Consider the following 12,790-nt stretch of genomic DNA (forward strand, 5'->3'; position numbering starts at 1 on the left):
GGTTAGCTGTTCACCCGGCCGAGGTACTCACCGGAGCGGGTGTCGACCTTGATCTTCTCGCCCTCGGTGATGAAGAGCGGGACCTGGATCTCGTAGCCGGTCTCCAGGGTGGCGGGCTTGGAGCCGCCGGTGGAGCGGTCGCCCTGGACGCCGGGCTCGGTGTGCTGGATGACCAGCTCGACGGCGGCCGGCAGCTCGACGTAGAGCACCGAGCCCTCGTGCTGCGCGACGACGGCCTCGAAGCCCTCAAGGAGGAAGTTCGCGGCGTCACCGACGGCCTTGCGGTCGACCATGAGCTGGTCGTAGGTGTCCATGTCCATGAAGACGAAGTACTCGCCGTCCATGTACGAGAACTGCATGCCGCGCTTGTCGACGGTGGCCGTCTCGACCTTGACGCCGGCGTTGAAGGTCTTGTCCACGACCTTGCCGGAGAGCACGTTCTTGAGCTTGGTGCGGACGAAGGCCGGGCCCTTACCGGGCTTGACGTGCTGGAACTCGACGACGGACCAGAGCTGGCCCCCTTCGAGCTTGAGCACCAGGCCGTTCTTGAGGTCGTTCGTGGAAGCCACGGTTGCGGAATCTCCTGGACTGCAGGTGGTGGGTACCGAGAAACCGCCCGTAGCGAGCCCGGTGGCTCACAGGGCGAGCAGCTCCTTGGTAGTGATCGTGAGTAGCTCGGGTCCGCCGTCCGCCTCGGGGCGGACGACGAGGGTGTCGTCGATCCGGACACCCCCACGGCCCGGGATGTGGACCCCTGGCTCGACGGTGACCGGCACGCAAGCGTCCAGTTTACCCATGGCCGCAGGCGACAGCTGAGGGTCCTCATCGATTTCGAGCCCCACGCCGTGTCCGGTCCACGGTCCGAGCCGTTCCCCGTGCCCGGCGGATTCCAGCAGATGACGGGTCACCCGGTCCACTTCACGGCACTCCACACCCGGCGCCAGGGCCTCCCGACCGGCCCGCTGGGCTGCGAAAACCAGGTCGTACAGCTCGATCTGCCAGTCCGCGGGGGTGGTGCCGATGACGAAGGTCCGGCCGATCTCGCAGCGGTAGCCGCGGTAGTTCGCGCCGAGGCCGACGCTGAGGAAGTCCCCTTCCTCGACCCGGCGGTCGGTGGGCAGATGCCCCGGACGGCCGGAGTGCGGGCCGGTCGCCACCGAGGTCGCGAACGCCGGGCCGTCCGCGCCGTGGTCGACGAGGCGGCGCTCCAGCTCCAGGGCGAGATGCCGCTCGGTGCGGCCGACCAGGATCGACTCCAGGAGTTCGCCGAGCGCCTGATCGGTGATCTCCGCGGCGATGCGCAGACAGGAGATCTCGTCGTCGTCCTTGATCAGCCGCTGCGCCTCGACGGCACAGGCCACATCGGCCAGGCGCAGCCGCGGCACGACCCGGCCGAGCGCCCGGTGCCGGGCGACGGTCAGATGGTGTTCCTCGACGGCGAGGGTGGTGGCCCCGGCCTGCGCCGCCAGATCGGCGCCGGCCACCACGGGATCGCCGTCGCGGGCGGGCAGCACGGTGACGCGGATGTCGTCGGCGGGGCGCCCCTCGGACGGGTCGCCGGTCAGCGGGGCGCCGCAGAGCAGCACGTCCGCGGCCGGGCCCAGCAGGAGTGCGGCGCCGGCGGGCGCGGAACCGGTGAGATAGCGGACGTTGGCGGGGCGCGAGATCAGGGCGGCGGTGCTTCCGGTCGCCGCGCAGCGGTCCCGCAGCCGCGTGCGCCGGGCCGCGTACAGCTCGGACATATCCCGAGCTTACGGGCGAATCACCCCGCGGGCCGGTCGAGAGCGGCCGGGCGGGGTACCCGGCCCGGACCCGCCACCTCCGCCCACCGGCCGGTCACCAGCTGGGCGGCGAGGCGAGGCTGCGGGCGAGGACGTCGTCGAGCATCCGCGCGGTGGTCGCGACGTCGTGCTGGGAGTTGTCGATGATCGGCAGGCCGGAGCCGTACCAGCCCGCCATCCGGCCGTGTATCCGGGCCACTTCCTCGTCGGAGAGGCGACGGTTGCCGCTGCGGCGGGCGTTGCGCTCCAGAACGATCTCCAGGCCGGGCAGCAGCACGATCGGCAGCAGCCCCGGGCCCACATGGCGCTTCCAGCCGCCGAGGCCGACGACCGGGCGGTCGGGGAAGACGGCGTCGTCGAGGATGCAGGAGACGCCGTTGGCGAGGAAGTTGCGGGCGGCGAAGCCGCAGGTGCGGCGGGCGAGACGATACTGCGCCTCGGAGTGGTCGTTCCACCCCTGCTGCGGGTCGGCGAAGCCGGAGCGCACCCATTCGCGGACGTCGTCGAGGCTGATGTGCGCGGTGGGCACCCGGCGGCAGTCGGCCCAGTGGCGGGCCACGCTCGTCTTGCCCGCCCCGGCCGGGCCTATGAGCAGCACGGCGACGGCGGTGTGCGCGGCGTCGGGGGCGGCGGTCCCGGCCGGGGGGCTGGGCAGCGCGACGGGGGCGCCGGGCGGCAGCTGGATGTGGCCGGTGGACCCGGCGGTGCCCGTGGTGTCCACGACGGGCGGCGCGGACTGCGGCGCCGGGGCGCTCCACCCCGGCTGTGCGGCGCCCGGCTGCCCGGCCCCGGGGGGCGCGGCGCCCGGATGCCCGGCGCCCGGATGTCCGGCCCCGGGAGGTACGGCGCCCGGATGCGGGCCGCTCGGCGGCACGGACGGGGACGGCGGCGGGCCCGGCGGCACGGACGGCGACGGCGGCGGGCCCGGCGGCACGGGGTGACCGGGGCCGGGGGTCCAGCTCAGGGTCGCCCCCTGCTCCTGCGTCTGGTGGCGGGGCGGCAGCGGAGCCCCCACTGCGTACTGCATCCGGTGGTCTCCGTCTCGTGGGATCGACTGGGTGCGGTGCGCGGATGCCGGGCGGCCGTCCGGCACACCGGGCGCCCGCCGGGCGGGCCGGTGCGGCGCCGAGGCCGCGGGTCCGTGCGGTACTGCTGACGAACGGTACCGCCCCCGGCGCTCACGGTGTGAACGGCCGGGGGCGGCGGAAGGCGCCTCGCCAGGGCGTGTCCGGAAAATCTCGCCAGGCGGGATTTTCCGGACACGCCCTGGTCCCGGGCCGGGTCCGCGACGGCGTGGACCCGGCCCGGGCGGCGGTCAGTCGGCCAGTTCCTCGGCCACCGCGCGCAGCGCCAGGCGGTAGGAGCCGATGCCGAAACCGGCGACCGTACCGCTGGCCACCGCCGCGATGACCGAGTTGTGGCGGAACTCCTCGCGGGCGTACGGGTTCGAGATGTGCACCTCGACCAGCGGAGCGGTGCGCTGCGCCGCCGCGTCCCGCAGGGCGTACGAGTAGTGCGTGAACGCGCCGGGGTTGATGACCACCGGGATCGCGCCGTCCGCGGCCTCGTGCAGCCAGCGGACCATCTCGCCCTCGTCGTTGGTCTCCCGCACCTCGGCGTCCAGCCCCAGCTCCTTGCCGAGCCGGGCGCACTCCTCGACCAGGCCCGCGTAGGAGGTGGCACCGTAGACGTCCGGCTCGCGGGAGCCCAGGCGGCCGAGGTTGGGACCGTTGAGGACCAGCACCCGGCGGCTCATGCCCATCCCTCGCTTCGCTCGGCCTGGCATTCGCCAGGGGCGCACCTCTTGATGGTTCTCTCGCTTCGCTCGTTCACTCGGCGATCTCCGCGTGCGCGGCGAGCAGCATGGCCGGGTCCGGGCCCTCCAGGACGGTGGGGCGGGCCAGACCGTCCAGGACGATGAAGCGCAGCCGGTCGCCGCGGGACTTCTTGTCGACCTTCATGGTCTCCAGCAGCTTGGGCCACTGGTCGCCGCGGTAGGTCAGCGGCAGGCCGACGGCGCCGAGGACCGCGCGGTGCCGGTCGGCGGTCGCGTCGTCCAACCGCCCGGCGATCCGGCCGAGTTCGGCGGCGAAGACCATGCCGACGGAGACGGCCGCGCCGTGGCGCCAGTTGTACCGCTCGTTCTTCTCGATGGCGTGCGCCAGGGTGTGACCGTAGTTGAGGATCTCCCGCAGCCCGGACTCCTTGAGGTCCGCGGAGACCACCTCGGCCTTGACCCGGATCGCCCGCTCGATCAGCTCCTGGGTGTGCGGCCCGTCGGGACGCTTGGCGGCCTCCGGGTCGGCCTCGATCAGGTCGAGGATGCCCGGGTCCGCGATGAACCCGGCCTTGATGACCTCGGCGAGCCCGGAGACGTAGTCGTGCACCGGCAGCGAGTCGAGCGCCGCGAGGTCGCAGAGCACCCCGGCCGGCGGGTGGAACGCGCCGACGAGGTTCTTGCCCTCGGCGGTGTTGATGCCGGTCTTGCCGCCGACCGCCGCGTCGACCATGCCCAGGACGGTGGTCGGCACGGCGATCCAGCGCACCCCGCGCAGCCAGGTGGCCGCGACGAAGCCCGCCAGGTCCGTGGTGGCGCCGCCGCCGACGCCGACGATGACGTCGCTGCGGGTGAAGCCGGTCTGGCCGAGCGCCTTCCAGCAGTACGCGGCGACCTCGACGGTCTTGGACTCCTCGGCGTTCGGCAGCTGGATCGCGATGGCCTCGAAGCCCTGGCCCGCCAGGTCCTCGCGCAGCGCCTCACCGGTGGCGGCCAGCGCCTCCGGGTGCAGCACGGCGACGCGCTTGACCCCGGCGCCGATCAGACCGGGCAGCTCCTCAAGCAGCTGCCGCCCGACGAGCACGTCATACGGATCGCTGCCCGCCGTACCGCCGACGTGGATACGGGTGGCCTGCTCCGTCATGCCTCTTCCTTCCTGCGGGCGGCGCGCGGGTCCTCGCCCGCGGCCCGCCCCGGCTCCAGTGCGTCGAGGACCGCCTCGGCGACGTCCTCGGGGGTGCGGCCGCCGGTGCTGACCACGGCGGACGCGACCTCGGTGTACAGGGGGCGGCGGGCCGCCATCAGCTCGCGCCAGCGCTGCCGCGGGTTGACCGCGAGCAGCGGCCGCGGGGCGTCCAGGCCGACCCGCTTGACCGCGTCGGCCAGCGCGACGTCCAGGAAGACGACCGGCAGCCCACGCAGCAGCGCACGCGTCGAATCGTCCATGATCGCGCCGCCGCCGAGGGAGAGCACCCCGGCGTGCTCGGCGACGGCGGCGCGGACCGCCTGCCGCTCCAGCTCGCGGAAGTGCGGTTCGCCCTCGTCGATGAAGATCTCCGCGATCGGCTTCCCGGCCACCTTGACGATGTCGGCGTCGGTGTCGCGGTAGCCGACCCCGAGCCGTTCGGCGAGGAGCGCGCCCACGGTCGACTTGCCCGCGCCGGGCGGGCCGACGAGGACGGCGCGCGGCGTCACTTGATCGCCAGGTTGTCGAGGTAACCGCGGACGTTGCGGCGGGTCTCCGGCACGCTGTCGCCGCCGAACTTCTCGACCACCGCGTCTGCCAGGACCAGCGCCACCATCGCCTCGGCGACGATACCGGCGGCCGGGACGGCGCAGACGTCCGAGCGCTGGTGGTGCGCCTTGGTGGCCTCGCCGGTGGTGACATCGACCGTCGCCAGCGCCCGCGGGACCGTCGCGATGGGCTTCATCGCGGCCCGCACCCGCAGCAGTTCGCCGGTGGTCAGACCGCCCTCGGTGCCGCCGGAGCGGCCGGAGGAGCGGCGGATGCCGTCCGGGGTGGCGACGATCTCGTCGTGCGCCTTGGAGCCCGGCACCCGCGCCAGGTCGAAGCCGTCGCCGACCTCGACGCCCTTGATCGCCTGGATGCCCATGAGCGCCCCGGCCAGCCGGGCGTCCAGCCGCCGGTCCCAGTGGACGTGCGAGCCGAGGCCGACGGGCACGCCGTACGCCAGGACCTCGACGACGCCACCGAGGGTGTCGCCGTCCTTGTGGGCCTGGTCGATCTCCGCGACCATCGCCTTGCTCGCGTCCGCGTCCAGGCAGCGCACCGGGTCCGCGTCCAGCTTCTCGACGTCGGCGGGGGTGGGGACGGTGCCGTACGGGGCCTTCGCGGCGGCCAGTTCGACGACGTGCGAGACGATCTCGATCCCGGCGGCCTCCTTGAGGAAGGAGCGGGCCACCGCGCCGAGCGCGACCCGGGCGGCGGTCTCCCGCGCCGAAGCGCGCTCCAGGATCGGGCGGGCCTCGTCGAAGCCGTACTTCTGCATCCCGGCAAGGTCGGCGTGGCCGGGGCGCGGCCGGGTCAGCGGGGCGTTGCGGGCCAGCTCGGCCAGCTCCGCCTCGTCCACCGGGTCGGCGGCCATGACCTGCTCCCACTTGGGCCACTCGGTGTTGCCGACCATGACGGCGACGGGCGAGCCGAGCGAGAGGCCGTGGCGGACGCCGCCGAGGAAGGTGACCTCGTCCCGTTCGAACTTCATCCGGGCACCGCGGCCATAGCCGAGCCGACGCCTGGCCAGCGCGTCCGCCACCAGATCGGTGGTGATCGGGACGCCGGCCGGGAGGCCCTCCAACGTCGCCACCAGTGCGGGGCCGTGCGACTCCCCCGCCGTCAGCCAGCGCAACCTGCTCAACGGTGCTCCTTTTGTCCTGCTCCTGCGCCTACGTCTACTCCCCCGATCCTCCCACGTCGCGGCGGGCGGACCGCGCCGCGTCCAGGGAGCGGACCGGGCGGGCGCGGCCGGTCAGCGGGCGGCGAGGGCCCGCTCGCCCGCCGCGCGCATCGCGGCCAGCGGAGCGGGGGCCCGCCCGGTCATCGACTCGACCTGGAGGACCGCCTGGTGCACCAGCAGATCGAGGCCGCCGACGACCGCGCCGCCGCGGGCCGACCAGGCGGCCGCCAGCGCGGTGGGCCAGGGCTCGTACAGCACGTCGAAGAGGGTGCCGGGCGCCTCGGGGACGGCGGTGGCGAGGGCGTCGGTGGTGCCTGCCGGGGTGGTGGCGACGACCAGCGGCGCGTGGAACGCCTCGGCGGCGGCATCCCAGGGCGCGGTGGCGACCGCGACGCCCAGGCGTTCGCCCCAGCCGCGCATCTCGGCGGCGCGCGGGGCGCTGCGGACGTACGCGGTGACCTCGCCGGTGCAGATCTGCGCGAGCGCGGCGAGCGCCGAGGAGGCGGTGGCGCCGGCGCCGAGGACGGCGGCCCGCTCGACCCGGGTCACCCCGCGTTCGCGCAGCGCCGCGACCATGCCGGGGATGTCGGTGTTGTCGCCGGTGCGGCGCCCGTCGTCGGTGAGGACGACCGTGTTGACGGCCTCGACGCAAGCGGCGGTGGCGCTGATCTCGTCCAGCAGCGGGATGACCGCGCGCTTGAGCGGCATGGTCAGCGAGAGCCCGGCCCAGCTCGCGTCCAGCTTCTCCATGAAGACGGGCAGCGACGCCTCGTCGATGTCGAAGCGGCCGTACTCCCAGTCGTCCAGGCCCAGTTCGCGGTAGGCGGCGCGGTGCAGGACCGGCGAGAGGGAGTGGGCGATCGGCGATCCCAGAACCGCCGCCTGCTTGCTGTCCGACACTGCCCTGCCCTCAGCCATTCTGCTTCTGTGCCTGTTGCCGCTCGTTGAACTGCTGCACGAGCTTGTTGTGGTCCGTGAGATTCGTGGTGAAGTCGGTCTTCTTTCCGTCGACGGAGATGAAGAAGAGCCACTTCTGGGAGTTGTCCGGATCGACCGCCGCCTTCAGCGCATCGGCGCCCGGATTACCGATCGGTCCCGGCGGGAGACCTTGGTAGACGTAGGTGTTGTAGGGATCGTCGTAACGCCTGATCTCGTCGATCCCAATATTGATCTTGCTCTGGTTCTTCACGTAGTTGTACGTCGAGTCGAATTCGATCTTGTGGTTGGTGGCCACGTTACCCGGATCGAGCCGGTTGTAGATGACCGCGGCCATCTTGCGGAAGTCCTCGTGGGTTATGCCCTCCGCCTGCGTCAGGCTGGCGACGCTCAGCAACTGGAGCGGGGAATCGAGGTGGTACTTCTTCGCATTCGCCGCCAGGTCGTAGCGCGCGTACTCCTGATCGGCCCGTGCCACCATTTGTTTCAGCACGTCGGTGGGGGTGGCCTGGCCGCCCACGTTGTACGTCGAGGGGTAGAGGAATCCTTCCAGCGGATCCTTGATCTCCGTGGAGCCCTTGGCCCAGGCCGGCAGTCCGAGGGTTTTGAGATTCTTCTCGGCCGCAGCCTTCGTGGTGCCGGACTTCACCCGGAGTTTCTTGTCTATGAGGTCGTACACCGCACCGGCCCGCAGCCCCTCCTGAACCGTCAGGCCGTTACGGCTCTTCGGGTCCATCATCAGGTCCACGGCGGACGCCGCCGACATGTGGAGGCGCATCGAATAACTGCCGGGCTGGAGCCCCGAACCCTTCGGGTTCTCCTTCGCCGCGGCAGTGAAGGCGTCGACGCTCTTGACGACGCCTTCCTTTTTGAGGATCTGCCCCATTTGCTGGATCGGTGCGCCGTCCGGAATCTCGACCTGGAGCGCGCCGGAGCCCTCGCCCGCGAAGTCCGGGGGGCTGGCGATATGGCTTTCGTAGAACCGGTAGCCGACGTATCCGGCCCCGCCGACACCGGCGGCGATCACCACGGCGATGAGAAAGCGGGCGCAGCCGCCCCGGCGCTTGGTCTTCTTGCCGCGGCCCTCGTGGCCGGAGCGGACGTCGGCCGCGCGCTCGTCCTCGTCGTCCGCGTCCGGCCGGTCGTCCGCCGGATCGTCGGCGAAGAACGCGTGGTCGGGGTCGGGCTCCCGCCCGCCGTCCGGCCGCCAGTCGTCCTCCGGCTCGTCCGTACGGGGCGCCGCCTGCGGGACCGGGCCCTGGTCGTGCGGCGGATACGGCTGCTGCGGCCGCTCACCGTACGCCGGGTCGTGCGGGTACTGCGGGTCGTACGGGTACTGCTGCTCCTGCGGGTACCCCGGCTGCCCGGCGTACCCCTGGTCCTGCGGGTACCCCCGATCCTGCGGATACCGCTGGTCATGGGGGTACTGCTGCTCGTACGACCCCTGGTCGTACGGCTGACCCGGGTTCTGGACGTACCCCTGCGGCGCCTGCGGAGACGGGTAGCCGGCGGGGGCGGCGTACGGATCGACATAGGGGCCGGTCAGCGGGTCGTGCGGCTGCTGGGTGCCGTACGGGTCGTACGGCGCACCGCCGGGTGCGGCGCCGTCCCAGCCGCCGTCGTACCGCGGAGGGGCCGGGGCGGCGCCCCGGCCGCCCCACGGGGAGTGCTGCGCGTGCCCCCCGTAGGACCCCTGATCTCCATAGAGCGGGTCCTCGGGATGCCACGGTTCGGAGCGGTAGCCCCGGCCATACTCGGTCATCGATCCCCTTGAGCCGAGAGGCGGGCGCGCTCCTGTCCGGCGCGCGGATGCTGTACCGACCCGCCTCTACCTGCGCGGCTTGTCGAAACCGCTTCGCATCGCGGAACGTTACCGTACTGCCATCAGATGACCACTCGGATGCATTCTCCCGGAGCCCGGCCCGAGGTCCGTTCCGTCTCCAGCGCGCTCTGCAGGATCACCACCGCGGCCGCCTGATCGACGACCGAGCGGCCCTTCTTGCTGCGCACCCCGGAGGCCCGCAGCCCTTGTGCGGCGGTCACCGTCGACATCCGCTCGTCTACCAGCCGTACCTCGATCGGGGCGATGTTTCCGGCCAGTACCTGGGCGAACGCCCGGACCTTGGCCGCGGCGGGCCCCTCTCCCCCATTCAGGGAACGCGGGAGCCCGACGACGACCTCCAGCGGCTCGTACTCCTCGACGATCGCCTTGAGACGGCGGTGCGCCGCCGGGACGTCCCGTCCGGGGACCGTCTCGACCGGGGTGGCGAGGACCCCGTCGGGGTCGCACGAGGCGACCCCGATGCGGGCGTCCCCGACGTCCACGGCGATGCGCCGACCGCGTCGAATCTCACTCACCTGCTCAGGCCACCTCGGCAACGAGCCGCTCGACGGCTTCCAGCGCCTCGGGCACGGCCGCGGCGTTCTGGCCACCGCCCTGGGCGATGTCCGGCTTGCCGCCACCGCCGCCACCGAGGGTCTTGGCGGCCGTACGGACCAGGTCACCGGCCTTGACGCCGCGCTCGCGGGCGGCCTCGTTGGTGGCGATGACCGTGACCGGGCGGCCGTTGGCGACCGAGAACAGCGCCACGACGGCGGCGCGGTCGCCGGGGATCCGGCCCCGGACGTCCAGGACGAGCTTGCGCAGATCGTCGGCGGAGGTGCCGTCGGGGACCTGGGCGGCGGCGAGCGCCACCCCACGGACGTCCTTGGTGTCCGCGGCGAGACCGGCGGCGGCCTGGAGGACCTTCTCCGCGCGGTACTTCTCGATCTCCTTCTCGGCGTCCTTCAGCTTGGCGAGAACGCCGGAGATCTTGTCGGGCAGCTCGTCGGGACGGCCCTTGACCAGCTCCGTCAGCTGCGAGACGACCGTGTGCTCCCGGGCGAGGAACTTGTAGGCGTCGACGCCGACGAGGGCCTCGACCCGGCGGACGCCGGAGCCGATCGACGACTCGCCCAGCAGCTTCACCAGGCCCAGCTGGGCGGTGTTGTGGACGTGCGTACCGCCGCACAGCTCCTTGGAGAAGTCGCCGATGGTGACGACGCGCACGCGGTCGCCGTACTTCTCGCCGAACTCCGCGATGGCGCCCTGCTTCTTGGCGTCCTCCATGCTCATGACCTCGGCGTGCACGTCCAGCTCACGCGAGAGCACTTCGTTGATCTTCTGCTCGACGTCGGTGAGGACGGCGCCGGGCACCGCGGCCGGGGACCCGAAGTCGAAGCGGAAGCGGCCCGGGGAGTTCTCCGAACCGGCCTGGGCGGCGGTCGGGCCGAGCGCGTCGCGCAGCGCCTGGTGGGTGAGGTGGGTGGCGCTGTGGGCGCGGGCGATGGCCCGGCGGCGGGTCACATCGATCGCGACGTACGCAGCGGAGCCGACCACGACCTCGCCGACCTGGACGACGCCCTTGTGGACGGTGACGCCGGGGACCGGCTTCTGGACGTCGCGGACCTCGACGACGGCGCCGGAGTCCAGCTTGATCCGGCCGGTGTCGGCGAGCTGACCGCCGCCCTCGGCGTAGAAGGGGGTGCGGTCCAGGACGATCTCGACCTCGTCACCCTCGTGGGCGGCGGGCGCCGAGACGCCGTTGACCAGGAGACCGACGACGGTGGACTCACCCTCGGTGGCGCGGTAGCCGGTGAACTCGGTGGCGCCGGAGGCGTCGGCGACGGCGCGGTAGGCGGAGAGGTCGGCGTGGCCGTGCTTCTTGGCCTGGGCGTCGGCCTTGGCGCGCTCCCGCTGCTCCTTCATCAGGCGGCGGAAGCCGTCCTCGTCCACGGAAAGGCCCTGCTCGGCGGCCATTTCCAGGGTGAGGTCGATCGGGAAGCCCCAGGTGTCGTGGAGCAGGAACGCCTTGTCGCCGGGGAGGACCGTGCCACCGGTGGCCTTGGTGTCGGTGACGGCGGTGTCAAGGATGTTGGTGCCGGCCTTCAGCGTCTTGAGGAAGGCGGCCTCCTCGGCGAGGGCGACGGTCTCGATGCGGCGGCGGTCCTCCAGCAGCTCCGGGTACTGCTGGCCCATCGTCTTGATGACGGTGTCCAGCAGCTCGGCGACGACCGGGCCGGTGGCGCCGAGCAGCCGCATGTTGCGGATGGCGCGGCGCATGATGCGGCGCAGCACGTAGCCGCGGCCCTCGTTGCCCGGGGTGACGCCGTCGCCGATGAGCATCGTGGAGGTGCGCATGTGGTCGGCGACGACGCGGAGCGAGACATCGGTGTCGGTGGTGGCGCCGTAGCGGACGCCGGTCAGCTCGGTGGCCTTGTCGATGACGACGCGCAGGGTGTCGGTCTCGTACATGTTGCGGACGCCCTGGAGGATCATCGCCAGGCGTTCCAGGCCGAGGCCGGTGTCGATGTTCTTGCTGGGCAGCTCGCCGAGGATCTCGAAGTCCTCCTTGCCGATGCCCGCGCCCCGCTCGTACTGCATGAAGACGAGGTTCCAGATCTCGACGTACCGCTCGTCGTTGACGGCCGGGCCGCCCTCGACGCCGAACTCCGGGCCGCGGTCGTAGTTGATCTCGGAGCACGGTCCACAGGGGCCGGGGACGCCCATGGACCAGTAGTTCTCCTTCTTGCCCAGGCGCTGGATGCGCTCCTTGGGCACGCCGACGACCTCGTGCCAGATGCGCTCGGCCTCGTCGTCGTCGAGGTAGACGGTGATCCAGAGCTTCTCCGGGTCGAGACCGTAGCCGCCGTCCTCCTGGGAGCCGGTCAGCAGCTCCCAGGCGTGCTTGATGGCGCCTTCCTTGAAGTAGTCGCCGAAGGAGAAGTTGCCGCACATCTGGAAGAACGTGCCGTGCCGGGTGGTCTTGCCGACCTCTTCGATGTCGGGCGTGCGCACACACTTCTGCACGCTGGTGGCGCGCGGCCACGGCGGCTTGACCTCGCCGAGGAAGTACGGCTTGAAGGGCACCATGCCCGCGGGGACCAGCAGCAGCGTCGGGTCGTCCGCGATGAGCGACGCCGACGGCACGGCGGTGTGCCCGCGCTCCTCGAAGAAGCGCAGCCAGCGGCGGCGGATTTCAGCCGACTCCATCAGTGGTCCTCATTTCCAGTCGGTCCGGCGATCCCGGACGGTCCGGTCGCCCTCGTGGTGGGGTGGGGCGTATCGAGCACCGCGCGGGTGCGCGATGCGGGCAGTTCGCGGACGTCACCGGGCGCGGTCAGACCCAGCGCTTCGTGCAACTGTTCCTCACGGTCCGCCATTCCCGTGCGGACGTCCAGCGCGAAGCGGCGCAGCCGGTGGCCGGTCTCGACGGCCTTGTCCGCGGCCTGCGCGGCGAGGCTGTCGGGCTGCAGCCGCCGCAGCTTGCGGTGGACCTTGGTGGTGGCCCAGACGCCGGCGGCGGCGCCGGTGGTGAACCAGAATGCGCGGCGGAACATCG

Annotated in this window: 12 protein-coding genes; all 12 read right to left on the reverse strand. The window is 72.2% G+C overall.

The genetic code is table 11. The features are described 5' to 3' along the window. Positions 1 to 2: 2 nt before the first annotated feature. Positions 3 to 569, reverse strand: a complete 567-nt coding sequence (gene efp / locus OG422_RS04210) for an elongation factor P (protein WP_143939911.1) — start codon at positions 567 to 569, stop codon at positions 3 to 5. Between the two features lie 66 nt (positions 570 to 635). Beyond that, the gene (locus OG422_RS04215) at positions 636 to 1,742 is read right to left on the reverse strand and encodes an aminopeptidase P family protein (RefSeq protein WP_143939910.1); all 1,107 of its coding nucleotides are present in this window, start codon (positions 1,740 to 1,742) and stop codon (positions 636 to 638) included. A gap of 94 nt (positions 1,743 to 1,836) precedes the next feature. Then, complete coding sequence (locus OG422_RS04220) at positions 1,837 to 2,808, reverse strand: AAA family ATPase (protein WP_405739832.1); 972 nt, start codon at positions 2,806 to 2,808, stop codon at positions 1,837 to 1,839. A 288-nt stretch (positions 2,809 to 3,096) separates the two neighbouring features. Further along, the gene (gene aroQ / locus OG422_RS04225) at positions 3,097 to 3,537 is read right to left on the reverse strand and encodes a type II 3-dehydroquinate dehydratase (RefSeq protein ID WP_405739835.1); all 441 of its coding nucleotides are present in this window, start codon (positions 3,535 to 3,537) and stop codon (positions 3,097 to 3,099) included. 73 nt (positions 3,538 to 3,610) lie between these two features. Next, positions 3,611 to 4,702 carry a 3-dehydroquinate synthase gene (gene aroB, locus OG422_RS04230; protein ID WP_405739838.1) on the reverse strand — a complete coding sequence of 364 codons (1,092 nt, stop codon included), beginning with the start codon at positions 4,700 to 4,702 and terminating at the stop codon, positions 3,611 to 3,613. Continuing rightward, entirely contained in the window at positions 4,699 to 5,253 is a 555-nt protein-coding gene (locus OG422_RS04235; protein ID WP_405739841.1) for a shikimate kinase, read from the reverse strand. The genes aroB and OG422_RS04235 overlap by 4 nt, the downstream gene beginning before the upstream one ends. Further along, positions 5,250 to 6,434 carry a chorismate synthase gene (gene aroC / locus OG422_RS04240; RefSeq protein ID WP_143939905.1) on the reverse strand — a complete coding sequence of 395 codons (1,185 nt, stop codon included), beginning with the start codon at positions 6,432 to 6,434 and terminating at the stop codon, positions 5,250 to 5,252. The genes OG422_RS04235 and aroC overlap by 4 nt, the downstream gene beginning before the upstream one ends. Positions 6,435 to 6,545: 111 nt before the next feature. Beyond that, positions 6,546 to 7,391, reverse strand: coding sequence for a shikimate dehydrogenase (locus OG422_RS04245; protein ID WP_143939904.1), 846 nt, complete (start codon positions 7,389 to 7,391; stop codon positions 6,546 to 6,548). Continuing rightward, positions 7,384 to 9,171: an endolytic transglycosylase MltG gene (gene mltG, locus OG422_RS04250; protein WP_405739846.1), complete on the reverse strand. Its 1,788-nt coding sequence runs from the start codon at positions 9,169 to 9,171 to the stop codon at positions 7,384 to 7,386. Before mltG ends, OG422_RS04245 begins: the two co-directional genes overlap by 8 nt. A 122-nt stretch (positions 9,172 to 9,293) precedes the next feature. Further along, positions 9,294 to 9,758: a Holliday junction resolvase RuvX gene (gene ruvX, locus OG422_RS04255; RefSeq protein WP_030278556.1), complete on the reverse strand. Its 465-nt coding sequence runs from the start codon at positions 9,756 to 9,758 to the stop codon at positions 9,294 to 9,296. Between the two features lie 13 nt (positions 9,759 to 9,771). Continuing rightward, positions 9,772 to 12,441, reverse strand: coding sequence for an alanine--tRNA ligase (gene alaS, locus OG422_RS04260; protein ID WP_405739849.1), 2,670 nt, complete (start codon positions 12,439 to 12,441; stop codon positions 9,772 to 9,774). Further along, on the reverse strand, positions 12,441 to 12,788 hold the full coding sequence (locus OG422_RS04265) for a DUF6167 family protein (protein ID WP_143939901.1): 348 nt from the start codon (positions 12,786 to 12,788) through the stop codon (positions 12,441 to 12,443). The genes alaS and OG422_RS04265 overlap by 1 nt, the downstream gene beginning before the upstream one ends. Between the last annotated feature and the right edge of the window lie 2 nt (positions 12,789 to 12,790).

This window comes from Streptomyces sp. NBC_01525 (assembly GCF_045040405.1).
In the GTDB taxonomy this organism is placed as follows: Bacteria; Actinomycetota; Actinomycetes; order Streptomycetales; family Streptomycetaceae; genus Streptomyces; species Streptomyces benahoarensis.